Origin of the sequence: Jatrophihabitans telluris (assembly GCF_023516435.1) — a bacterium.
Taxonomy (GTDB): domain Bacteria; phylum Actinomycetota; class Actinomycetes; order Mycobacteriales; family Jatrophihabitantaceae; genus Jatrophihabitans_A; species Jatrophihabitans_A telluris.
Window position 1 is genome coordinate 3,722,879 of the sequence record NZ_CP097332.1, and the last position, 23,845, is coordinate 3,746,723.

Below are 23,845 nucleotides of genomic sequence, written 5' to 3' on the forward strand. Positions count from 1 at the left end.
GTCCCGACCGTGAACACATCGACTCAGACCTCTTCGACGCTGCTCGGCTCGCGCCGCGACAGATCGATGCCCAGTTCCTCGGCGGCCCGGAAGACGTCGTCGTCCGTGTCGCGCATCTCGACGGCCACACCGTCGGAGGACAGCACCTCGACGTTCAGGCACAGCGACTGAAGTTCCTTCAGCAGCACCTTGAACGACTCGGGGATACCAGGCTCGGGAATGTTCTCGCCCTTGACGATGGCCTCGTAGACCTTCACGCGGCCGAGGATGTCGTCGGACTTGATCGTCAGCAGTTCCTGCAGCGCGTAAGCCGCGCCGTAGGCCTGCATCGCCCAGCACTCCATCTCGCCGAAGCGCTGACCACCGAACTGCGCCTTACCACCCAGCGGCTGCTGGGTGATCATCGAGTACGGGCCGGTCGAACGGGCGTGGATCTTGTCGTCGACCAGGTGCAGCAGTTTCAGGATGTAGACGTAGCCGACCGAGACGGGCTCAGGGAACGGGTCGCCGGAGCGTCCGTCGATCAGCTGGGCCTTGCCGGTGTGACCGATCAGCTGGTCACCGTCGCGGGTCCGCAGGGTCGAGTCGAGGAGACCGGTGATCTCCCCTTCCCGGGCGCCGTCGAAGACCGGGGTCGCGACGTTGGTGCCGGGATCGCCCTGGCGGGCCGGCTCAGGCAGTCGAGCGGCCCATTCCGGGGTCCCCTCAACTTCCCAGCCGGTCTTGGCGACCCAGCCGAGGTGGGTCTCCAGAACCTGGCCGATGTTCATCCGGCCCGGCACGCCGAGCGGGTTGAGCACGATGTCGACCGGCGTGCCATCCTTGAGGAACGGCATGTCCTCCGGCGGCAGGATCTTGGCGATGACGCCCTTGTTGCCGTGCCGGCCGGCGAGCTTGTCGCCGTCCTGGATCTTGCGCTTCTGGGCGATGTAGACGCGAACCAGCTCGTTGACGCCCGGCGGAAGCTCGTCGCCGTCCTCGCGGGAGAACACCCGAACGCCGATCACCTTGCCGTCACCACCGTGGCTGACCTTCATCGAGGTGTCACGCACCTCGCGGGCCTTCTCACCGAAGATGGCGCGCAGCAGGCGCTCCTCCGGCGTGAGCTCGGTCTCGCCCTTCGGCGTCACCTTGCCGACCAGCACGTCACCGGTCACCACATCGGCACCGATGCGGACGATGCCGCGCTCGTCGAGGTCGGCCAGAACCTCGTCGGAGACGTTCGGGATGTCCCGGGTGATCTCCTCAGCGCCCAGCTTGGTGTCGCGAGCGTCGACCTCGTGCTCGTCGATGTGGATCGAGGTCAGGACGTCGTCCTGGACGATCCGCTGGTTGAGGATGATCGCGTCCTCGTAGTTGTGGCCTTCCCACGGCATGAACGCCACGAGCAGGTTCTTGCCCAGCGCCATCTCACCGAAGTCGGTCGACGGGCCGTCTGCGAGCACCTGGCCATGTTCGACCCGGGCCCCCTCGTCCACGATCGGCTTCTGGTTGAAGCTGGTGCCCTGGTTCGAGCGCGCGAACTTCGACAGCCGGTACGTGTTGCGGGTGCCGTCGTCAGCCATCACGGTGATGTAGTCGGCCGAGACCTCTTCCACCACGCCGGGCTTGTCGGCGACCACCACGTCGGCGGCGTCGACCGCGGCACGAAGCTCCATGCCGGTGCCCACGAGCGGGGCCTCGGAACGGAGCAGCGGCACAGCCTGGCGCTGCATGTTGGCGCCCATCAGGGCGCGGTTGGCGTCGTCGTGCTCGAGGAACGGGATCATCGCCGTCGCGACCGACACCATCTGGCGCGGTGAGACGTCCATGTAGTCGACCTCGGCCGAGTCGACGAGTTCGACCTCGCCGCCCTTCTTACGAACCAGCACCTTGGGCTCGGTGAACAGGCCCTGAGCATCGATCGTCGCGTTGGCCTGCGCGATCGTGTTCTTGTCCTCTTCATCGGCGGTCAGGTAGTGGATCTCGTCGGTGACCGAACCGTTGGTGACCTTGCGGTACGGGGTCTCGACGAAGCCGAAGGCGTTGATCCGGCCGTAGGAGGCAAGCGATCCGATCAGGCCGATGTTCGGGCCTTCCGGGGTCTCGATCGGGCACATCCGGCCGTAGTGGCTGGTGTGGACGTCACGAACCTCCATGCCGGCACGGTCACGGGACAGACCACCCGGGCCGAGCGCGGACAGCCGACGCTTGTGGGTCAGGCCCGCCAGCGGGTTGGTCTGGTCCATGAACTGCGACAGCTGCGACGTGCCGAAGAACTCCTTGATGGAGGCGACGACCGGGCGGATGTTGATCAGGGTCTGCGGCGTGATCGCCTCGACGTCCTGGGTCGTCATCCGCTCGCGGACGACCCGCTCCATCCGGGACAGGCCGACGCGGATCTGATTCTGGATCAGCTCCCCGACGGTGCGCAGCCGGCGGTTGCCGAAGTGGTCGATGTCGTCGACCTCGTAGCCGTCCTCGCCGGCGTGCAGCCGGACGAGGTACTCGATGGTCTTGACGATGTCGTCCTCGGTCAGGGTGCCGTGGTCGATCTCGGTGTCGGTGCCCAGCTTCTTGTTGGCCTTGTAGCGGCCGACCTTGGCCAGGTCGTAGCGCTTGCCGTTGAAGAACAGGTTGTCCAGCAACGCCTGGGCCGACTCACGGGTCGGGGGCTCGCCGGGACGCAGCTTGCGGTAGATGTCGAGCAGCGCCTCGTCCTGACCCGGAATGTGGTCCTTCTCCAGGGTGGCCAGCAGCGTCTCCGACCAGGAGAAGTGCTCGCGGATGCGGTCCGCGCTCCAGCCGAGGGCCTTGAGCAGGACGGTGACCGGCTGACGGCGCTTGCGGTCGATACGCACACCGACGGTCGAGCGCTTGTCGACGTCGAACTCCAGCCAGGCACCTCGGCTCGGGATGACCTTGACCGAGAACACGTCGACGTCGGAGGTCTTGTCCAGCGTGCGGTCGAAGTAGATACCCGGCGACCGGACGAGCTGGGACACCACGACGCGCTCGGTGCCGTTGATCACGAAGGTGCCCTTGCGGGTCATCATCGGGAAATCACCCATGAACACGGTCTGGCTCTTGATCTCGCCAGTGGTGTTGTTGGTGAACTCAGCGGTGACGAACAGCGGCGCCGCGTACGTCATGTCCTTGTCCTTGCACTCCTCGATGGAGGCCTTGACGTCCTCGAAGCGGGGCGAGGAGAAGGACAGCGACATGGAACCGGAGAAGTCCTCGATCGGCGAAATCTCGCCGAGGATCTCCTCCAGGCCCGAGGTGGAGTTGGTGTAAGTCGGGTCGGCCTTGGCGACCCGCTCCTGCCAGGCTGCGTTTCCGATCAGCCAGTCGAATGATTCCGTTTGCAACGCCAACAGGTTGGGAACCTCGAGGGGCTCCCGGATTTTGGCGAAAGACGTGCGAGGGGGAGCTCCTGGGATTCCCTGAATGCTCGTTCCTTGCGCGACGGACTTGCCGGGGCGAGAGACTGCCAAGATGCGTCCTTCCGAGGACATGGGCCCACTGCTGTGATACTGCCGCCGGTTGCCAGCCAACGGTGCTGTAACGCACACAGCTCTTGCTGTTCAGTTAGACCGCTGATCTCGCGACGTCCGCCGGAGCGGCGGTACCTGCGTCACGTACTGGACAGCAGGAAGTAGGCCCTGACCGGGCCTGGACGTGTATGAGGGCAGCGCAAAGTGACAGTCTAGCCACATTGGGCACGCCTGTCCAGGCCGCCTTGAAATCGTCGAGCGAAGGCGGCTCGACCCGATCCCCAGGCTGGTCTTCGGCGGCTTCAGCGCCGCTGGGCCAGCACCCGGTGGATCGGGATCACGGCCGGTTTCGGCCGGAATGGTGCAGGGACAGGGTGCACCGATCTGCGCCCTCAGTCAAGCATTTCGGCACTTCGGGCCCGTTGTTCAGGTCAGGAAGCGGTGCGCGGACGCTCAGCCGAGCTGTTGGAGGTTGGCGATCAGCCACCGGGAGCCGACCAGGTTCAAGGTGACCCGCAGCCGGACCAGATCGACCCGGGGCTGCGTGATGCTGGTGTTGGTCACCTTCTGCTGGGCGAACACGACGACCGTCGCCTGCTTGCCGTCTCCGCTGACCGCTTCCAGCCCGGCCGAGTCGACCTGCGCGCTCACCACCGCCCTGACCTTCGGCGCCTGCACCGCGACGACCTTGTCGATGGACGTCTGGTACTGCGTGGCGAACGTGCCGGTCAGATACCGGCGCGCCCGGGCTGCGTCGGCGGGAACCGTCTTGTAGTTGTAGGACAGCACCGGCTCGACACCGGTCCGGGCCGCGGCCAGCACCGCGGCGCGGTCGCCTGCCCCCGTGGCCTTGGCGGGCTTGAGGACCACCAGGGCCACGTTGGCGACGGCGAGCCCGAGGACGAGTGCGACCAGCAGGGCGATCATTAGACCGGGCACGGGCCGGCGCCCACCGGCCCGACCAGCCGCCGGCGCGTCCGCGGTCTCAGCCGGGAGGACCTCGAGCGGACGGGCCGTCGCATCGATGGTCGGGGCGGACGGACGGGCAGGGGCTGGGGCTGGGGCAGGGGCAGGGGCTGGGGCAGGGGCAGGCGCGGGGGTTGGGGCAGGCGCGGGGGTTGGGGCGGGGCCGAGGGCCGCCGCAGCCCGCCGGGCCCTTGCAGTCGGGCTGGGACGGGTGGGACGGGGCCGGCGTTCGGGCGTCTGCTCAGTCATCTACAGGCCCACCGCACTCAGTTGGTCGAGCAGCCATCGCGAGCCGACCTTCTTCATCGTCAGCTGGAACCGGGACAGTGCGAACGTCGTCGCGGCGGCCCCGTTGTCGCTGCGTTTGAGGTCGGCCGACACGATGACCGTCGCGGTGTTCGACTTCAGGGAGACCAGTCCGGCCCCGGACACGTCCGCCGAGGTGTCGCGCTTGACGCGGTCCAGTGCGGCCTTCAGATCGGTCTTGGTGGCCTGGAACTGAACGGCGTAGGTCTGGGTCATCCCCTCGGCGGCCCGGGCGAAGTCGGCGTCGAAGCTCGTGCGGCGCATCGTCTGCAGGTTGACGATCTCGACCTTCGCCGCAGTGACGGCAGCCCGCTCGCCATCCGTGAGCCCACCCAGACCCGCATGGCCGGTGAACAGTCCACGGTGGTCCGAGCGGAGCTGGAGCTGGTACGCGGCCAGCGCCGCCAGGGCCAGCGCGAGGACGGCGAGCAGCGCCACGGTACGGGCGGTCAGACCGCGCCCCCCGGCCCGAGCGGTGCGATCAGCTACGTCGCGGTCGGTGGCATGCGCGGCGCTCACTTCAGCCCTCCGGTCAGCAGCGGCAACCAGGACTGGTCGCCGAGCAGGTCCGAGGCGGTCCCGGTGCCTCCGATGGACACCGGCGCTCGCTGCCCGGGGGTCACCCTGGGGTAGGCCGCGCCGCCGCCGCCGGTGCTGATGGGATCGCCTCCTGGCGCGTTCTGGGCCCCGCGGACCTCGGTCTTGGACCCGCTGCCGAGGGTGCACTGGGCGTTGGTGTTCACCGGCGCGGGGCCGGTGTCACTGGGTTGCCGCTTGGTCGTGCCACCGTAGCCGTCCACACACGAGGGCGGGTCGTCGACGTTGAGCACCAGTCCGAAATGCGCCGTGCCGTCGCCCGGCGCCACCGTGTAGCTGCCGGCCACCGCGGCCGGGTAGAGCAACAGAATGGCCTCGATGCCCTGCAGGTGCGCCACGAGCACCTGGTTCGTCGAGACCATGTTGGCCAGCAGCACGTGCAGGCCGTCGGAGTTCGTGGCCACGAACTGTTGCACCGTCTGCAGCTCGGACGGTCCCTGACTCAGCAACGCGTTCAGATCCGGATCGCTGGAGCGCAACTGGGCCGAGATCAGGTTCAGGTTGTGCGCCCAGGCCTTGATCGCCGAGCCCTTGTCGAGCTGGGTCTGCAGAACGCTGCCGGAGTTGTCGATCAACCTGAGCGTCTCCGGCAACGCCTGCTGAGCGGCCGCGAGCAACTGGTCACCGGAGTCCAGCAACGCCTGTAGGTCGGGACCGCGTCCGGAGAAGGCCTTGCCCAGCTCGGTGATGACGGTGTTGAGCTTGGCCGAGTCGATGTTGGAGACGAGGTTGTCCAGGTTGGCCAGCAGCACCTGGGTCGCGATCGGCACCTGCCCAGGGGTGCTCAGAACCGAGCCGCTGGTCGCGTACGGACCCGCTTTCGAACTCGGCTCGAGGTTGACGTACTGCTCGCCCACCGCCGAGCGATCCGAGACATAGGCCTGCGAACTCAGTGGAATCCGGTTCTTGCCGCCGCAGTCGTTCAGGCGCAGGTCCACCCGCACGCCGTGCACCTTCGTCCCGCTCGAATCGGTGTAGTCGAGCAGGTGCAACTCCCCGACCTTGCCGACGGTGACGCCGCGATAGGTCACCTCGGCATTGGTGAAGATTCCACCGGAATCGGGGAAGTTCGCGCTGACCGTGCACCCACCCGGTCCGAACAGCGACGAGCCGAGACCGACGTAATTGAAGCTGACGTAGCTGACGCCGAGCAGCGAGATGAGCAGGAACGCCAGAAGCTGAAACTTGACGGTGCGAGTGATCATGCCGGCCTCACTTCCCCAGGCCCGGGATCGGGCTCGTCACAGGGCTCGGGAGGCTCTGCCCGGATCGGCTGCCCTGTTTCTGGCCCTGGCCCGGCTGGCCGCCGACGGGCTCGCCGGTCGGCACCGGTGTGAGCAGGTTGTTCAACAGCGTGGACAGGTTCAGGTCCGAGGTGACGTACAGGTTGGTGTAGTCGCCCTTCACACCGTTCACGGCCGTCTTCGGGAACGGGAACGTCGCCAACAGTTCCATGGACTTGGGCAGGTCCGCACCGGCCCTCGTGAGCTGAGTCAGCACCGGGTCCAGATCCTTCAGGGTCGAAACCAGGTTGGCGGTCGAGCCGTTGATGACGGTCGTCGCCACCGTGCTCAACCGGTCCAGGCTCTTGAGCAAGGTCGTGAACTGGCTGCGCTCGTCGGCGAGGATCTTCACGGCCTGCGGCATCGTGTCCAGCGCCTTGGCCAGCACCTGCTTCTGACGGTTCAGCGTCTGGCTGAGCGTGTCGAGGCTGTCGATCGCGGTGAGGATCCGGCTCTTCTGCGCGTTCAGGGTGGTCGTCAGCGCCGTGGCCTGGGCGAGCAGGCTACGGATCTGCTGGGTATGCCCGGTCAGGGCTTGATCGAGTTCATGGGTGATCGTCTTCAGCTGCTCCAGTCCGCCGCCGTTGAGCAGCAGCGACAGAGCACCGAGCACCTCCTCGACCTCTGGGGTCGATCCGGTGCGGTTGATTCCGATATGGGGATAGGCGTAGCCGGCATGCGCGGCGTCGGCCAGAGAGGTCGGGTCCGGGACCTCACCGTTCGGTGGATAGGACAGCGACACGAACTTCTCGCCCAGCAAGGACGTCTGCCGGACCTGGGCGAAGGCGTTGGCCGGCAGGGTCACGTTGCCGTTGACCAGGACCTGGACCTGGGCGTGCCAGCCGTTGAGGGTGATCTTCTCGACCCGGCCCACCGAGACGTCGTTGACCTTGACCGAGGACTGCGGAACGAGGTCCAGGACGTTGTCGAAATCCACCAGCACCCGGTACGGATGCGAGCCGACGTCGGCGCCGCCGGGCAGCGGAGCCGAGTAGAGCCCGTGGAATCCGCAGCCGGTCAGCGCCACAACGACGGTGGACAACGCCGCGATCAGGCGTGCATGCCGAGCCACATTCCCACGCATCAGCCGTTCACCCCTGGGATCGTCGGCAAACCGGGCACGCCCGAGCCATTGCCCGTGCCGGGCTGAGAAAGCCCCGGGATGCCGGGCAGGCCGCCGAGCAGCTTGGAGATCGCGGTGCACGTCTGCGCCACCGTGCCACCGATCACCGGCAGGCCGACCTGCTTGTCCAGCACCGAACAGATCACCGAGGGATCGAGGAGGCCACCGACGTTGTCGCGCGTGTCGAGCGTGCCCGAGACCGGGTTGTAGGTGTGCGTCAGGTTGGACACCGCGACCGGGGCGACCGCGAGGATCTCGTTGATGGCGCTCTTCTGCCGGTTCAGGGTGGTGGTGACGTTCTTCAGTCCGACGATGTCGGTGTGAATGCTGTTGCCGTTGGTCTTGATGAAAGCGGCGATGTCGGACAACGCGGCGGACAGGTTCTTCAACGCCTCCGAGATCGAGTTGCGCTCATCGGCCAGTTCGCTGGTCACCGAATCCAACTGGTCGTTGAACTTGCGCACCTGGCTGTCGTTGGCGGCGAGGGTGTCGGTGAACAGTTGCAGGTTCTTGACCGTCCCGAACAGATCCTGGCGTCCGTTGGCGAGCGTTTGCACCGCCTGGGAAAGGTTCTTCATCGTCTCGCCCAGTGCCTGGCCGTTGCCCTGCAGGTTGGCCGCGCCCACATCGATGAGGTCGGACAACGGCCCTTTGCTCGACAGCGACTTCGAGTTCGCACCCTGCGGTCCGAGCGCGACGTTGAGCTTGTTCAGGGCCGAGTAGATGTCGTCGAGCTCGACCGGTGACGCAGTCTGGTTCTGGGCGATCGAGGCACCGTTGCCCAGCACGGTGCACCTGCCCTGGCAGGAGGCGTAGTCGGCAACCTGGACGTAGCGGTCGGACACCAGTGACGGCGGGATGATCGCGGCCCGGACCACCTTGGCGTCGGCAGCGTAGGCGGGCAACCGCACCGAGCGGTCGTAGCGCATGGTCACGAGTACCCCGTCGCCGTCCGGTTTCACGGCCGTGATGGTGCCGATCTTCACCCCGTGCAGGCGGACGTCGGAGCCGGTGTACAGCCCAACCGCCCGCTCGAATCGAGCCGTCACCGTCTTGGTCGGCGAGGGGAGCAGGACGAAGATCGCTACTCCCACCACGATGGCGGCGACGAGGCCGATGGCCAGCAGCCTGGAAGCCTTCTTCGGCAGGACCGACCACCGCGAGTCAGCCCGGTCTGCAGGAACAGTCACGTCAGCCCCCGGTCCCAGCCGCGAGGCCGAACAACCCGACGGCGGTGAGGTTCTGGATGTAGGTGTCGAACCAACGGCCGTTGCCCAATGTGTTGGCGAAGACCCGGTAGAAGGGCGCCAGCAACGCCAGGGCGCGGTCGATGTTGTCGGAATTCTTCTGCAGAATCTGCAAAACCCCGTTGAGCTGATCGAGAGCGGGTTTCAGCGTCTTCTGGTTGTCGGCGACCAAGCCGCTGATCTGCAATGACAACGCCGAGGTGTTCAGGAACAGGGTGTGGATGGCCTGCTTGCGCAGGTCCAGCTCCTGTAACAGCAGGTTGCCGTCGCTGAGCAGCTTGGCGATCTGCGCGTCGCGGTCGGCGAGGACGCCGGTCACCTGGTTGGCTCGGGCCAGCAGGGTGCGCAGCGCCTGGTCCCGCGAGGCGATCGTGTTCGACAGCCGCGACAAACCCTTCAGAGTGGTACCGACATCGCCAGGGGTACCCGCGAAGGTCTGGGCAATCGTCTCCAACGACCGGCCCAGATTCACGGTGTTGATATCGCCGACCGTCTTGGTCAGGTCCGAGAAGGCCGGGTAGACATCATAGGGCGTCAGGGTCCGGCTGAGCGGGATGGCCTGGTTCGGCTTCTGCTTGTTCGTCCCCTGCGAATCCAGCTCCAGATACTTGCGCCCGAGCAGCGTCTTGATCTTGATGATGGCCTGGGTCTGGTCGCCGATGAAGGCGTTCTTGACGCGGAAGCTCACCATGACCGCACCGTCGTCCTTGCCGGTGAGCTTCACGGCCGTCACGGTGCCCACCTTCACACCCGCGATCCGGACCTCGTCGTCGGGATTGATGCCCGAGGACTCGGAGAACACCGCTGAGTACTGCGTGCCGCCGCCGATGATCGGCAGCTTCGAGGCGTTGAACGCCGCCCACAGCAAGACCGCAATGATCACCAGGCCGATGGCCCCGATCATCGTCGGGTTGCGGGACGCGAAGGACCGGCCGCGCGGCGCCTTCTTCAGACCGCGTTTGATGCCTAGGACGGCCATCAGTTGCACCTCGTGGTGCCCGAGGCGATGCTCGGATCGAGTTTCACGTTGCCGGGCAGGGTGACCGTGCCGCTCATCGAACAGAGGTAGAAGTTGAACCAGGAGCCGTACGTGGCGGTCCGCGTCAGGCTCGCGACCTTGTTCGGCAATCGCTGCAGCACGCCGTCGAGTTCGGTGCCGCCGGCGTTGAGGGTCGAGGCGAGACCGTTGAGATCGACGACGTCCTGCTTGAGGGACGGACGGATCTGACTCAGCAACCCCGTCGTGGATTGGGCCAGCGTGTTCACACCCGCGATCGAATCGCCGATCGTCTTACGGTCGCCGGCCAGCCCGCTGACCCACCGCTGGAGCTCGCTGATCAGGTCCGACAGTTTCTGATCACGCTGGCCAAGGGTGTCCAGCACGGAGGACAGGTTGTCGACCAGATCTCCGATGACCTTGTCCTTGTCGGCGATCGCCGACGTGAGCGCCGCCGTCTGCTGCAACAGCGCGTCCACAGTTCCGCCTTCGCCCTGCAGCGTCTGGATGATCTGCAACGACAGGCTGTTCATCTCCGCCGGATCCAGTCCGGCGAACAATGGCTTGAAGCCGGCGAACAGGGTCGACAGATCGAGGGCGTCGGTTGTCTGGCTCAGCGGGATCGTGCCCTTGTCCGGCAGCGTCTGCTGCGCCACCCCGTCGATCGGACTACCTTCTTCGACGTCGACGTAACGCTGGCCGACGAGATTGCGAAACCGAAGTTTGGCCAGCGACCAGGTGGTCAGGGGCCGGTTGTCGGCGACGGAGAACCTGACCCGGGCAACGAACGCGCCGGCGGCCGGTGTGCTGGTAGAACCGGCGTTCGCGGCGCCGGCGGTGGCCGGTTCGCGGACGAGCTTGATGCCCTCCACCGTGCCGACCCGCACTCCGGCGACCCGGACGTCATCGCCGATGAGCAGGCCGGTCGCGTCATGAAACAGCGCGTAATAGCTTCTGGTCTTGCCGAAGCTCGCGTTCGTGATCGTCGCGGCCAGGACGTAGGTGGCCAGACTCGTGACGACCAGGAACGCGACCAGTTTCAGGAGCGGTGACAGCAGACCCCTCATCCGACCGTCACCTGACTTCCGCGCAGGAGCGGCGCCGCCAGCAGCGCGGCCACGCTCGGCACCTTCGTCGGGTCGCCGCCCCACGAGGGCGCGATGAGGCCGGCCACGAGATTCTCCTCGGCCGGGGAACCGACGCCCGCGGCGTTGTAGGCGGCACGGTCGGCGCTACCGAGGCCCTGGGGCGGGTTGTAGGCCGCTCCGTCGGGCGAGCCGGCCGAGCCGAAGTCGACGCCGGGGAACGGGTTGGCCGGCGCAGGCAGCCCGAAACAGTGGGGTTGCCGCACCGCAGACGAGGTCGGGTACCGGAACCGGTCGGCGGCGACGTACTTGCCCTGGCTCTTGATGACCTCGAGCGTGATGTGCAGGCCGGGCTGCTTGCCGCCGAAGGCGTCTTCCAAGCGTGGCTCGATGCCGGCCAGACCCGAGAGCAGACACGGGTATTCGGGTGCGTAGTGCGCTAGCAGTCCCACGATCTGCTTGGACGAGGACGCGACCGAGATCAGGTAGTTGCCGTTGTCGTTGAGGAACCCGTCGACGGTGTCCGACGTCGCGGTAGCCGAGATCAGCAGCTGGGCCAGGGCCTGCGGCCGCCTCGCGATCGTGGTCGCCGTGACGCTGAGATTGTTCAGACTGGACAACAGATCTGGGGCCGCGTCGTTGTAGAGGGTTGCCACTCGGCCGAGTTTGTCGATGTCGTCGACGAGCTGGGGCACCTTGGGGTTGAGCTTGGTGAGGTAGTCGTTGAGCGAGGCCAGGTTGTCCCCGAGCTGCTTGCCCCGGCCCTGCAGCGCGGAGGCGACCGCGGTGAGCGTGGCCTTCAGATCCTCGGGGTGCAAGGCCAGCAGGACCGGGTAGAGGTCGTTGAGAACCTGCTCGACCTCAACCGCGTCCTTCGCGCTGGTGATGGTGTCGCCACTCCTGATCGGCTGCGCGCTCGTCCCACTCAGGCCGTCGGGAATCTGCAACGAGACATAGCGTTCCCCGAAAAGGGTCTTGGGCAACAGCAGGGCCGTTGCGCCGGCCGGGATCAGATCCGTCCGCCCTGGCTGCAGCGCGAGCGTCAACCGCGCCCGGGTCAGCGGTTGCCGACCACCGGCGGCGGGCACGTTGTAGGTCGAGATCGAACGGACCGACCCGACGATGATGCCCCGCAATTTGACATCCGACTGCGGCATCAACTGGGCGCCGGTGTGGTCGGTGTCCAGGGTCACGAGGGTGACCTTGGTGAACACCTGCTGGTAGGCGGCGATGGACAACCCGATCAGCCCGACCAGCACCGCCATGAAGACGAGGCCGTACAGCCGCCGCCGAATCCGCCACGCTCGACTTTGTCTGGCCATGTCAGCCCGCGATCCGCACGGTCGTGTTGGCGCCCCAGATCGCCAGCGAGAGAAAGAAGTCGACGACGTTGATCGCCACGATCGCGGTCCGCACCGCTCGTCCGACCGCGGTGCCCACCCCCGCCGGTCCCCCGGATGCGGTGTAGCCGTAGTAGCAATGGGTGTTGATGATGACGACCGCGAAGATCAGCACCTTGAAGAACGACCACAGGATGTCACCGGGGGGAAGGAACAGGTGGAAGTAGTGGTCGTAGTTGCCCGTCGACTGGCCGTAGTAGGCGGTGGCGATCGTCCTGGTCGACAGGTAGGAGGAGAGCAATCCGATGACGTACAAGGGAATGACTGCGATGAAGCCGGCGATGATTCGGGTCGTAACCAGGTAGGGCAGGGATGGGACGGCCATCACCTCGAGTGCGTCGATCTCCTCGGAGATGCGCATCGCGCCCAGCTGCGCGGTGAAGCCACAGCCCACGGTCGCCGACAGGGCCAGCCCGGCCACGAGCGGCGCGATCTCGCGGGTGTTGAAGTACGCCGAGACGAAACCGGTGAACGCCCCCGTACCCAGCTGGTTGAGGGCGGCGTACCCCTGCAGGCCGACCTCGGTGCCGGTGAAGAAGGACAGGAAGGTGATGACCCCGATGGTGCCGCCGATGACCGCCAACGCGCCGGTGCCGAAGGTGACCTCGGCGAGCAGGCGAAGGACTTCCTTCTTGTACCGACGGATCGTTCGCGGCGTCCAGGCCAGCGCCTTCGCGTAGAACATCACCTGGTCGCCGAGGTCGTCAAGGAACACCCCGGGGCGACCGGCGGTCTTGCGCGCGCGGGACAGCACCGAGCCCAGGACCATCGAGGTCATCTCATGAGCCCTTCGGCGGGACGATCTGGAAGTAGACCGCGGTGAGGACGAAGTTGACGAAGAACAACAACAGGAAGGTGATGACCACCGACTGGTTGACCGCGTCTCCCACGCCCTTCGGGCCGCCGCCGGCATTCAGTCCCTTGTACGAGGCCACCACCGCTGCGATCAGCCCGAAGATCAGGGCCTTGAGCTCGCCGGCGTACAGGTCGGGCAGCTGGGCCAGCGCGGAGAAGGACGCGAGGTAGGCCCCCGGGGTCCCGCCCTGCAGGATGACGTTGAAGAAGTAACCGCCGGTGACGCCGACGACGCTGACCAGGCCGTTGAGCGCCATCGAGACCAGCATGCACGCCAGGACGCGAGGCACGACCAGCCGCTGGACCGGGGAGATGCCGAGCACCTCCATCGCGTCGATCTCGTCGCGGATCTTGCGCGATCCCAGGTCGGCACAGATCGCCGAGCCACCGGCCCCGGCGATCAACAGGGCGCAGACGATGGGTGAGGCCTCGCGGATCACCGCCAGCACGCTGGCGGCCCCGGTGAACGACTGGGCACCGAGCTGCCGGGTGACCGTCCCCAGCTGCAAGGCGATGACGGCCCCGAAGGGAACCGCGACCAAGGCGGTCGGGACGATCGTGACGCTGGCGATGAACCAGGCCTGCTGGATGAACTCCCGTCCCTGGAACGGACGCTTGAAGGTCAGCCGCACGACGTCCAGGAACAGGGCGAACAGTCGTCCTGCCTGGCTTACCCCTGAGACGAGTGAGACCCCGGCCATGTCAGCCCACCGCCGGGGGTGCCGCGGCTACCGGCTGCTCGGCGAGGGTGGAGTCGGCGCGGGTGGAGTCGGCGCGGGGTGACTCGGCCAGTCGCTCCGAGTCCAGGGCCGCGGTGATGACGGCCTGCGCCTTGGGTGGCAGCGTGTGCAGCATCTCCAGCACACGGGCCTGCCGCCGGCCTGCCGCCTGCCGGACCGGCAGCCCAGGCGAGGGCAACAACTGCGGGGGCACCCCGCCACCGCTGGCCCCCTTCGGGCCGGTGCCGGGCGCGGGGGCCGCGTCCTGGTCGAGATTGGCGAGCTCCGCGGCGACCTGGGCCGCGTCCTTCTCCTCGCTCATGCCGATCGGGCCTTCGCGACGGCCGTTGAGGAACTGCTTGACGACCGGTTCCTCGCTGGTGAGCAGAACCTCGCGGGGTCCGAACATGACTAGCTCGCGCCGGAACAGCAGGCCGAGGTTGTCGGGGACGGTCCGGGCGGTACCGATGTCGTGGGTGACGATCAGGAACGTCGAGTCGGTGACCGCGTTGAGGTCGACGATCAGCTGGTTCAGGTAGGCGACGCGGACGGGGTCCAGGCCGCTGTCCGGCTCGTCGAACAGGATGATCTCAGGATCGAGGACAAGCGCGCGGGCCAGCCCGGCCCGCTTGCGCATACCCCCGGAGATCTCGCCGGGAAGCTTCTTCTCCGTCCCGGTCAGGCCGACCATCTCCAGCTTCTCCATGACGATGGAGCGGATGTCGGACTCGGACTTGCGGGTGTGTTCGCGCAACGGAAAGGCGATGTTGTCGAACAGGTTCATCGATCCGAAGAGTGCGCCGTCCTGGAACAAGACCCCGAACAGTTTGCGGGTCTCGTACAGCTGGTGCTCGCTGCACTTGGCCAGGTTCACGTCGCGGATCAGGATCGAGCCACGATCGGGCTTGAGCAGGCCGACCAGGGTCTTGAGAAACACCGACTTACCGGTACCCGACGGGCCCAGCATCACCGAAATCTCTCCGGGGGGCAGGGTGAGGGTGACGTCCTGCCAGATCGACTGGCGCCCGAACGACTTCGACAACCCCTCAACCGCGACCTCAACGCCCATTGCCGTCACGTTCTCCCGTCGTCGAGTACTCCGCAGTTTTGACCAGCTTGTGCAGGGTGCCACGATGTGTCGGAGAGTGACCGACAGGACACGACACGACTTCTGCGGACGAAGCCCTGTCGCGCGGTACAACGAGGCGGGGCGGCGCAGGTTACCGTCGGGTAGAAACTGGATTGCTCCTGTGTGACAGCGTTGAGAACTCCAGCGAGGTTGTTGTCCGCCTGTTCCGGAGGCCCTGATGCCCGGCCGTACCCATGACTACCGGCTTTCGGTCACCTGGACCGGCAATCGGGGCGCAGGCACCGCGGACATCCGCGGCTACGGGCGGGATCACGCGGTCAGCGCCGAGGGTAAGCCTGGGCTGCTCGGCAGCGCCGACCGCGCCTTTCGGGGTGATCCGTCGCGGTGGAATCCCGAGGAACTGCTGCTCGCCGCCCTGTCCCAGTGCCACATGTTGGCCTATCTGAGCGTCGCCGCGCTCGCGGGCGTCGTCGTCACCGATTACTCGGACGAGGCCACCGGGAGGATGGTGGAGGCGGCCGGAAACAGTGGACGCTTCGAGTGGGCCGAACTTCACCCGGTCGTGACCGTCGCCGACGAGAGCATGATCGAGGCCGCCGGACACCTTCACGCCGAAGCACGGCGCCAGTGCTTCATCGCAAATTCGGTCAACTTCGAGGTCCGCCACGTCCCGGTCACCCGCGCCCGTTGAGGTTGCCCTCGTTGCCCGCCGCCGCCCGTTGAGGTTGCCCTCGTTGCACACCGCCGCCCGTTGAGGTTGCCCTCGTTGCACGCCGCCGCCCGTTGAGGTTGCCCTCGTTGCACGCCGCCGCCGTTGAGGTTGCCCTCGTTGCTCGCCGCCGCCGTTGAGGTTGCCCTCGTTGCTCGCCGCCGCCGTTGAGGTTGCCCTCGTTGCACATAAATCAGACTTTGATCGGATTGCCGCTGGACAGGATCGCTGCGGTCAGTGCTTCCACCGGTTCGCTGGCCTTGCGCGAGGAGCGCAACAGAACCAGATCCATCTGACCTAGCTCGGGCAGTCCCGCCGAAGCCGGCAACTCGACGAAGTCACCCGGAAACAAGGACCGGGCGACCACGGCGATGCCCAGGCCCGCCCGGACCGCCGCGAGGACGCCGTTCACGCCGCGGACCGTACAGGTGATGCGGTAGGACCGTCCGACCCTCTCCAAGGCCTCGACCGCCAGGGACCGGCTCGCGCTCGGCGCCTGGTAGACCACCAGTGGCACCGGCCGCTCGTCCTCGACCCTCGTCCCCGCGATGCTGGCCCAGAGCAACCGGTCGCGACGTACCAGCCGCCCACGGGGGTCCAACGGCCCAGCGGGGTTCTTCACGAAAGCAAGATCAAGGTGCCCGGACTCGATCCGGCGTTGCAGGGTGGCGCTCTGAGCAACGGTCAGCTCCAGGTCGATCCGGGGGTAGAGCTGTCGGAAGTCCCGCAGAATCCGCGGGACCTGCGTGAGTGCGATGTCGTCGGTCACGCCGAGCCTCAGGCGGCCGGCCAGTCCTGATCCGGTGAAGTAACCGACGGCCTGCTCGTGGGCCGCGAGGATCGTCCGCGCGAAGTCGGCAAGGGCCTCCCCGTCCGCCGTGAGGGCCACACTGCGGGTGTCACGGACGAACAGGGGGCGTCCCACAGAGTCTTCGAGCTTGCGAATGTGCTGACTCACCGTCGGTTGGCGCAGGCCCAGGTTGGCCGCGGCCTGGGTGAAACTCAGGGACTGCGCGACAGCCAAGAACGTACGCAGCAACTCCGGGTCATACCAACGCCTCGCGGACTCATTCATTATGGCAATAACACTAATACGATCAATTGGCTTTTGGAATGCCCCTTCGCGGACGAGGATTACAGAAGCAACTACACGAAACCAGCATTGGATGCCCGTTGAGCACCCCCACCGCCTCGTTCACGTCCACCTTCTCATCCCTACGTACCCGCAATTTCCGGCTCTTCGCCTCCGGGCAGGTGGTGTCCAACACCGGAGCCTGGGTACAACGAATCGCGCAGGACTGGCTCGTACTGACCCTGACCGGCAGTGCGACGGCCGTCGGAATCACGACCGCCCTACAGTTCCTGCCGACGCTCCTTTTCGGCTTGTACGGCGGCCTGATCGCTGATCGATACAACAAGCGCAGGGTGCTGTTGCTGACCCAGATCGGCATGGCGTCCATGTCGGCAGGCCTGGCGTGGCTCACCTTGACTGATCGAGTTCTCCCCTGGCATGTATACAGGATCGCGTTCGGGCTAGGCCTCGTGACGGCCGTCGACAACCCGACTCGGCAGTCGTTCGTCAACGAGATGGTCGGACCCGAACAACTGCGAAACGCGATTTCCCTCAACGCATCGGTGTTTCAGCTCGGGGCGCTGATCGGGCCTGCCGTCAGCGGCTATCTCATCAACGCGGTCGGGTCGGGATACTCCTTTGCGATCAACACCCTTTCGTTCGTAGCGCCGTTCATCGCGCTGATGCGTATCGACGAATCTCAACTGAATCGGACGGTCACGACCACGCGATCAGGAGCCAGCCTTCGCGACGGCCTGCGGTACGTCTTATCACGACCGGACGTGCTGTGGCCGACGACGCTGGTCGGGATGTTCGGCATCTTCACCATCAATCTGCCCGTCACGCTGGCTGCATACGCGAATACCGAATTCCATTCCGGAGCCAGCGGGTACGGCACCCTGAGCTCCGCGGTGGCGCTCGGCTCCGTCGTCGGCGCGCTCGTGTCGGCGCGAAGGACGAGAACCCGCCTTCGCGGCCTCACCATGCTCGGAGCCATCGTGTGCGTGCTGACCGTGCTTACTGCGGCAGTCGGCGAGCAGTGGGCGTACACCGCGCTGCTGGCCGCAGTCGGAGCCGCGACTCTGCTCTTTCTGACCTCCGCCAACTCAACGGTGCAGTTGGCCGCCGAGGACGGAATCCGAGGGCGGGTCATGGGCGTGTACCTGCTGGTCTTCATCGGTAGCGGTGCGATCGGCGGGCCACTACTGGGCGCAATCGATCAGCACTTCGGGCCGCGCACCGGCATGCTTGTGTCCGGTGTGGTTCCCGGCATCGCGACGGTGGTGGTCGCGCTCAGGCTGGCCCACGACGGCCACCTGCGCCTGCAGCTCCGGCCGGCCGGCAGCCGCGCTCCGCTGCTCGCGGTTGTCTCGCGCTGACCAAGCGCTGCCGGGGCCATCCGCTGTGCCTGTCCATTGGCCGCCCGCCTGCCGTCGATGGCGCCCGGGCGGGTATTGCGAGGACGTCGGGCCAGTGGTCTGGTTGACTGGCTGTCAAACCGGACGAAAGGCCCAGCATGTTCGTTGTTGTCATCACGGTCCCCGACCAACCCATGATCAATCCTCGGGTGATCGGCCCGTTCGATTCGTGGGATCTCGCGCAGGCGTTCAGCCAAACGCTCATCGCGAAGTGGGACGCCACGAGTGGTGAGAACGCCACCGTGACCGTCACCCGGATGGAGGATGCATTGCCGGGTGTCGTCGTTGGCGAACTGGCAGCCGAATAGCCGACCCGCCCGTTGAGGTTGCCCTCGTTGCGCGCCCCCGCCCGTTGAGGTTGCCCTCGTTGTGCGCAACGAGGGCAACCTCAACGGCCAAAAGGGGTCAGTTCTTGAGAGCGGCATCCAGGGTGATCTCGACACCGGTGAGAGCCTTGCTCACCGGACAGGTCTCCTTGGCGGCCTGAGCCACAGCAACGAAGCCGGCCTCGTCGAGCCCGTCCACCTCACCACGGACGGTGAGTTTGATGCCCGTCAGACGGAAACCGCCATTGTCCTTGTCTGGGCCGAGTTCTACATCGGCGGTAACGTCCACGCTCTGCGGCGTGCCCCCGGCCTCGCCGATCAACGCGGAGATCTGCATGGCATAGCAGGAAGAGTGCGCAGCAGCAATCAGTTCTTCGGGGCTCGTGGTGCCCCCGGCATTCTCAGCAGCGCGCTTGGGAAACGACACGTCGTAGGTGCCGACGTGTGAGCTCGACAGTTCAACCTGACCAGACCCGGTCTGCAGATCGCCGGTCCAAGCGGTTCGAGCGGTACGAGTAGGCATCAGTGCCCTCCAAAGTGAACGGTTCATCGACCAATTGATCGACATTTTCATCGTACTCGATTAAATCGTGCACGATCAATAGCCCGACGTGTCCGACAACAAGGGCAACCTCAACGCGGCGCGTCCGACAACAAGGGCAACCTCAACGCGGCGCGTCCGACAACAAGGGCAACCTCAACGCAAAGGTCCCGACAACAAGGGCAACCTCAACGCAAAGGTCCCGACAACAAGGGCAACCTCAACGCGGCGCGTCCGACAACAAGGGCAACCTCAACGCAAAGGTCCCGACAACAAGGGCAACCTCAACGGGAACGGGTCAGGGCTCCAGTTGGGAGGCAAGCTCACGCAACTCCCCGACGAGCTCGTTCAACTGGTTCAGGCCGAGGCCGGTCGCGGCACAGATGGCGTCCGGGATGCCAGTGGCTTTGCGGCGTAAAGCGGCTCCGGACGCGGTCAGGGCGATCTCGACGCTTCGCTCGTCGACGGCGCTGCGCTGACGTGAGAGCAGGTCCAGTCCTTCCAGACGCTTGAGCAGCGGAGAGAGGGTGGAGGAGTCCAGGCTGAGTCTTCGCCCGATCTGTCCCACGGACTGCGGGCCGGACTCCCAGAGCAAGGCCATCACCAGGTACTGCGGGTAGGTCAGGCCCAGCGCCTCGAGCAGCGGGCGGTACGCCGCCGTCATCGCGCGCGATGCCCGGTACAGAGCCAGGCACAGGAAGTCGTCCACGACAATGGGATCAGCCATGACCCCAGGATAATCAGTCGCGCACGATCTTGTTGTCCGCACGCGAAGGGCGCCAGCACGGCGGGCCACCGAACAGCAGAAGGGGCGGCCCGCACGAGTGCGAGCCGCCCCTTCGGCGGAAACCGGTGACCAGTCCGAACCATCAGGCGCGGACGGGTGACTCAGTGGTCTTACTTGACGGTCACCTTGGCGCCGGCACCCTCGAGGGCAGCCTTGGCCTTCTCGGCGGCTTCCTTGTTGACCTTCTCCAGGAGCGGCTTCGGGGCACCGTCGACCAGGTCCTTGGCCTCCTTGAGACCGAGGCTGGTGAGGGTGCGCACCTCCTTGATGACCTGGATCTTCTTGTCGCCGGCCGACTCGAGGATGACGTCGAACTCGTCCTGCTCGGCCTCGGCCTCAGCCGGGGCAGCAGCGCCCGGAGCGGCAGCGGCAACCGCGACCGGAGCGGCGGCGGTGACGTCGAAGACCTCTTCGAACTGCTTGACGAACTCGGACAGCTCCAGGAGGGTGAGCTCCTTGAACGCGTCGATGAGCTCGTCGGTGCTGAGCTTCGCCATGATGGCGTCCTTTCTTTCAATCGCCGGAAAGCCGGCAAAGGTTGGTTACTTACTCCGCCGGCTCGGCGGGAGTTTCTTCAGTGGCGGCTGCGTCAGCAGCCGGTTCCTCGGTAGCTGCGGCCGCTTCGGCAGCGGGAGCCGCCTCAGCGCCAGCCTCGGCTACAGCAGCGTCAACATCGTCGTCAGCAGCCTCGGCAGGAGCAGCGGCCTCGGCAGCAGGAGCTGCCTCGCCCGGGGTCTTCTCCTCCAGCGCCTTCGCCAGGCGGGCAACCTGCGACAGCGGGGCCTGGAACAGGCCGGCTGCGCGGGTCGGCAGGGCCTTGAGGGCACCGGCAACCTTGGCGAGGAGCACTTCGCGGGACTCGAGGTCGGCGATCTTGTTGACCTCGGCGGCACTCAACGTCTTACCGTCGAGCACACCGCCCTTGATGACGAGCAGCGGGTTGGTCTTGGCGAAATCACGCAGGCCCTTGGCGGCCTCGACCGGGTCGCCCTTGACGAACGCGATCGCGGTCGGACCGACCAGCAGGCTGTCGTCGATGGCGATCCCAGCTTGGCTGGCAGCGCGCCTGGTCAGCGTGTTCTTCAGGACCGCGTAGGTCGTGTCACGACCCAGGTCGCGGCGCAACTGGCTGATCTGCTTGACGGTCAGCCCGCGGTACTCGGTGACCACAGCGGCAGAGGATTCGTTGAAATGATCGACGATCTCGGCGACGGCGGTGACCTTCTCGGTGTTCGGCATGTCCCTCCTCTCATGTATCTCGTGCTGAACCACATGAGTACGGGCGCCTGAACTACCCCGCAGAAACCAGAAACGCCCCGAGCGCAGGGCGCACGGAGCGGAAGATGCCTTCGCATCGGCTTCGTACCAACCTGCGCGGGCCGCTCCGGCGCTCCGGAGCTGTTCGGACGCATGTGCGCATGCGGCGACCAGCGGTCTTGGATTGGAACAGGTGGATCGTGCATCAGCGTACGCACCGCGCCCCGGTCCGGCCAAATCGAGCCGCCGGTCGGCCGGCGAACGAACAAGCCGAACGACAGCCCGAACGAACCGACGAGGCCAGACGCTCAGACGGTCAGGTCGGTGAGGTAGGGCAGCGGACTGCCGGCCAGCACGGGCACCGAGGCCAGACCCGCGCTCAACGCGTAATAGGCACGGATGGGCGTCCAACTGGTACAGCCGGAACCCGCCGGCGCGCAGGCCGCCTGCTCGGTCAGCGGTCCGAGGAATTCGATCCGGTCGGAAGCGGAGGTCGCCTTGGTGGCGTCGATGTCGACCCACTGGTCGGCCTGCGCCTGTGAGTAGATCTGCGGCAGAGCGAGGATGCGCGCCGGACTCAGGCCGTGGGCCATGCGGTAGTACTGCTCCTGGGTCCAGGTGTTGGTCGTCGGACCGTTGTTCAGCGGCTCGGCGATGGGCACGGTGCCACAACTGCGACCGGTGCTTCCCGCGGCCGTCGGGCAGGCATCGGCCGAACCGAGGAACACGAGTTGGCCGGTGGTCGCGGCGAGATAGCTGCTGATCCACGTCTCGACGGCGGCTTCGGTCATCGCGAATCCCGCCTCGATGTCGTTCGCCCCGACGACGGTCAAGCCCGCACCGAGACCGCCGGCGTAGGCAGCCAGCGGATCGACGACCTGGTCAGCCCAGTCCGTGCCCATCGTCGCGGGGTCGTAGACGCCGGCGCTGCTCGCCGCGATGGCAACCGTGGCACCACCGCCGCCCCCAGCGCCACCCCCACCATCGTGATACCCGTGCAGGTAGCCCTGCAGCGCGGTGACCAGCTGGGCGTAGGTCAATCGGATAGCGGTCGCGCTCAGGCGCACACCCGGGCTCGGCAGTGCCGCGTTGTTCGTCTGGGCCCCGATGTCGAGCACCACCACGTGGTCACCGGACCCGTTGCTCTGCGCATCGGTCTTGCCCTCGGCGTACATCGTGCCGACGTCGGCCGGCGTGCCGTGGATGTTGCGCACGTATCGGCTGAGGCTGGCGCTGGGCAGGTCGGCGTTGAGGACGTATCCGACGACGACGGCGACGACCTGCACCGCCCGGCCCGCGTTGTTGTGGATCGCCACCGCGCCGCCCGAGCCCAGGTTCACCGCGACGAGGTTCGCCGCGGTGGCGCCGGCGGTGAAGCCGAGATCCGCCTGCCCGGGTCGGGCGCCGAGATACGGGTAGGCGGTGACCGAGCCCGTAACGCCCGGGCTGGCGACGATGATTCGCAGCAGTACCGCAGACACGCCATGAGCCGGAACCTCGCCGCGGCCGGCCAGCGTAACGGCGACGCCGCCCCTGGCCGGGACCGCGCGGCGAGGCGCCCCGATCCCGCTGCGGGTGTCGAGCACCGTGACCGGTGGGACCGAGCCGAACGCGCCGGTGGTGTCAGGCACGCCGCTGTGCACGAAGCCGACCACGTCGGCCACCACCCGGACCGCGTGAGCGGCCCGATTGGCCAGCGCGAGCCGGCCATCGCTGCTCAAGGACGCGAGCACGAGGCTGCTGGTGGTGCGACCGGCGCTGAAGTAGACGTCGGACAAGGCCGGTCGCCCGGTGCCGGAGGCATAGGTGACGAGCGAGCCCGCGGCCTTGGGCGCGATGACCTTCAGGTTCACCAGGACCGCCGAGACCCCGCTGGCCGGGACCCCGCCGCGACCGAGCGGGCTGTAGTTGATCGCACCGCCGGCGGGGAGGGGCTTGCGCACACCGCCGGCGCCGGTCTGGGTGTCGAGGATGCGGGCGGGGGTGCCCAGCACGGTCAAGGAGCCGGCTGCGGTTGCGGGCCCGCCGCTGACGTAGCCCAGGGCGAAAACGACCAGGCGGACCTTCTTCGGTCCGTTGTTGCCCAACCGAAGCGTCCCGGCGGAGCTCAACCGGACCATTGCCGACGTGGTCACCGAGCGTCCGGTGGCGTAGGTCAACGCGCTGGTGCCGTTGGACGTACCGCCCGACGTGGCGGTGATCGAACCGTCGGCAGCCGGCGTGAGGACCTCGAGTTCGAGTAGGACGCCGGCGGAGGAGGACGGAACTCCCGCTGAGGTGACCGACACGGTACGGCCGGCGCCCGCGGCCAGACCTGCCGTGCCGGTATCGAGCACGCGCCGGGGTGTACTCAGCGCTCGGTACATGCCCGCCGGGGTTCCGCCGTCGGCCGAAGCATGCACGACCGCGGTGCGGGCGTCGAAGGATCGGCCCTGCGGGGAACTCGGATCCGCGACCGCGGCGGGGGCGCCGAGGCTCGCCACGACCGCAACCGCGGTGATGCCGGCCAGCGCTGCGGCCGCGCTCACCAGCACCGATCGGCCGGTTCGGTACATGGGTGCTCCATTCGGACGAACCGTGGCAACGTAACC

21 protein-coding genes are annotated in these 23,845 nt (G+C 66.7%); 3 read left to right on the forward strand and 18 right to left on the reverse strand.

Features of this window, described 5'->3' with window-relative positions; genetic code table 11:
- Window positions 1-23: 23 nt before the first annotated feature.
- The 12 genes from rpoB to M6D93_RS17230 all read right to left on the reverse strand — a co-directional run bounded on the left by rpoB (window position 24) and on the right by M6D93_RS17230 (window position 15,123).
- On the reverse strand, window positions 24-3,476 hold the full coding sequence (gene rpoB / locus M6D93_RS17170) for a DNA-directed RNA polymerase subunit beta (protein WP_347343504.1): 3,453 nt from the start codon (window positions 3,474-3,476) through the stop codon (window positions 24-26).
- 453 nt (window positions 3,477-3,929) lie between these two features.
- Window positions 3,930-4,415 carry a hypothetical protein gene (locus M6D93_RS17175; protein WP_249774254.1) on the reverse strand — a complete coding sequence of 162 codons (486 nt, stop codon included), beginning with the start codon at window positions 4,413-4,415 and terminating at the stop codon, window positions 3,930-3,932.
- A gap of 276 nt (window positions 4,416-4,691) precedes the next feature.
- On the reverse strand, window positions 4,692-5,267 hold the full coding sequence (locus M6D93_RS17185) for a hypothetical protein (protein ID WP_249771100.1): 576 nt from the start codon (window positions 5,265-5,267) through the stop codon (window positions 4,692-4,694).
- Window positions 5,264-6,550 (reverse strand): MCE family protein, encoded by a 1,287-nt coding sequence (locus M6D93_RS17190; RefSeq protein ID WP_249771102.1) that lies wholly within the window; start codon window positions 6,548-6,550, stop codon window positions 5,264-5,266. The genes M6D93_RS17185 and M6D93_RS17190 overlap by 4 nt, the downstream gene beginning before the upstream one ends.
- Before the next feature lie 7 nt (window positions 6,551-6,557).
- Window positions 6,558-7,700: an MCE family protein gene (locus M6D93_RS17195; RefSeq protein ID WP_249771104.1), complete on the reverse strand. Its 1,143-nt coding sequence runs from the start codon at window positions 7,698-7,700 to the stop codon at window positions 6,558-6,560.
- An 11-nt stretch (window positions 7,701-7,711) separates the two neighbouring features.
- Window positions 7,712-8,941 (reverse strand): MCE family protein, encoded by a 1,230-nt coding sequence (locus tag M6D93_RS17200; RefSeq protein WP_249771106.1) that lies wholly within the window; start codon window positions 8,939-8,941, stop codon window positions 7,712-7,714.
- A 1-nt stretch (window position 8,942) separates the two neighbouring features.
- Window positions 8,943-9,977: an MCE family protein gene (locus tag M6D93_RS17205; RefSeq protein ID WP_249771109.1), complete on the reverse strand. Its 1,035-nt coding sequence runs from the start codon at window positions 9,975-9,977 to the stop codon at window positions 8,943-8,945.
- Window positions 9,977-11,062, reverse strand: a complete 1,086-nt coding sequence (locus tag M6D93_RS17210; protein WP_249771111.1) for an MCE family protein — start codon at window positions 11,060-11,062, stop codon at window positions 9,977-9,979. Before M6D93_RS17210 ends, M6D93_RS17205 begins: the two co-directional genes overlap by 1 nt.
- Window positions 11,059-12,402 (reverse strand): MCE family protein, encoded by a 1,344-nt coding sequence (locus M6D93_RS17215; protein WP_249771113.1) that lies wholly within the window; start codon window positions 12,400-12,402, stop codon window positions 11,059-11,061. The genes M6D93_RS17210 and M6D93_RS17215 overlap by 4 nt, the downstream gene beginning before the upstream one ends.
- 1 nt (window position 12,403) lies before the next feature.
- Entirely contained in the window at window positions 12,404-13,249 is an 846-nt protein-coding gene (locus M6D93_RS17220) for an MlaE family ABC transporter permease (protein ID WP_347343692.1), read from the reverse strand.
- A 10-nt stretch (window positions 13,250-13,259) separates the two neighbouring features.
- Window positions 13,260-14,036 carry an MlaE family ABC transporter permease gene (locus tag M6D93_RS17225; protein WP_249771117.1) on the reverse strand — a complete coding sequence of 259 codons (777 nt, stop codon included), beginning with the start codon at window positions 14,034-14,036 and terminating at the stop codon, window positions 13,260-13,262.
- A 1-nt stretch (window position 14,037) separates the two neighbouring features.
- Window positions 14,038-15,123, reverse strand: coding sequence for an ATP-binding cassette domain-containing protein (locus M6D93_RS17230; protein ID WP_283818602.1), 1,086 nt, complete (start codon window positions 15,121-15,123; stop codon window positions 14,038-14,040).
- Between the two features lie 238 nt (window positions 15,124-15,361).
- Here M6D93_RS17230 and M6D93_RS17235 point away from each other — a divergent pair, with 238 nt between their 5' ends.
- Window positions 15,362-15,835 carry an OsmC family protein gene (locus M6D93_RS17235; protein ID WP_249771119.1) on the forward strand — a complete coding sequence of 158 codons (474 nt, stop codon included), beginning with the start codon at window positions 15,362-15,364 and terminating at the stop codon, window positions 15,833-15,835.
- 211 nt (window positions 15,836-16,046) lie between these two features.
- On the opposite strand, the gene M6D93_RS17240 is transcribed toward M6D93_RS17235, so the two are convergent.
- Entirely contained in the window at window positions 16,047-16,928 is an 882-nt protein-coding gene (locus M6D93_RS17240) for a LysR family transcriptional regulator (protein ID WP_249771121.1), read from the reverse strand.
- 98 nt (window positions 16,929-17,026) lie between these two features.
- Between M6D93_RS17240 and M6D93_RS17245 the strand changes: the two genes are divergently transcribed.
- Both M6D93_RS17245 and M6D93_RS17250 read left to right on the forward strand, forming a co-directional pair.
- Window positions 17,027-18,304 carry an MFS transporter gene (locus tag M6D93_RS17245; RefSeq protein WP_249771123.1) on the forward strand — a complete coding sequence of 426 codons (1,278 nt, stop codon included), beginning with the start codon at window positions 17,027-17,029 and terminating at the stop codon, window positions 18,302-18,304.
- A gap of 137 nt (window positions 18,305-18,441) precedes the next feature.
- A complete protein-coding gene (locus tag M6D93_RS17250) occupies window positions 18,442-18,651 on the forward strand; it encodes a hypothetical protein (RefSeq protein ID WP_249771125.1) in 210 nt (69 codons plus the stop codon).
- A gap of 97 nt (window positions 18,652-18,748) precedes the next feature.
- Here M6D93_RS17250 and M6D93_RS17255 read toward each other — a convergent pair whose 3' ends face one another.
- From M6D93_RS17255 to M6D93_RS17275, 5 genes are all read right to left on the reverse strand, one after another.
- Entirely contained in the window at window positions 18,749-19,192 is a 444-nt protein-coding gene (locus M6D93_RS17255; protein ID WP_347343693.1) for an OsmC family protein, read from the reverse strand.
- Window positions 19,193-19,508: 316 nt separating this feature from the next.
- Complete coding sequence (locus tag M6D93_RS17260) at window positions 19,509-19,937, reverse strand: MarR family winged helix-turn-helix transcriptional regulator (protein WP_249771129.1); 429 nt, start codon at window positions 19,935-19,937, stop codon at window positions 19,509-19,511.
- 170 nt (window positions 19,938-20,107) lie between these two features.
- Window positions 20,108-20,494 (reverse strand): 50S ribosomal protein L7/L12, encoded by a 387-nt coding sequence (gene rplL, locus M6D93_RS17265; RefSeq protein ID WP_249771131.1) that lies wholly within the window; start codon window positions 20,492-20,494, stop codon window positions 20,108-20,110.
- A gap of 49 nt (window positions 20,495-20,543) precedes the next feature.
- Window positions 20,544-21,236, reverse strand: coding sequence for a 50S ribosomal protein L10 (gene rplJ, locus M6D93_RS17270; protein ID WP_249771133.1), 693 nt, complete (start codon window positions 21,234-21,236; stop codon window positions 20,544-20,546).
- 326 nt (window positions 21,237-21,562) lie between these two features.
- Complete coding sequence (locus M6D93_RS17275; protein WP_249771135.1) at window positions 21,563-23,809, reverse strand: hypothetical protein; 2,247 nt, start codon at window positions 23,807-23,809, stop codon at window positions 21,563-21,565.
- Between the last annotated feature and the right edge of the window lie 36 nt (window positions 23,810-23,845).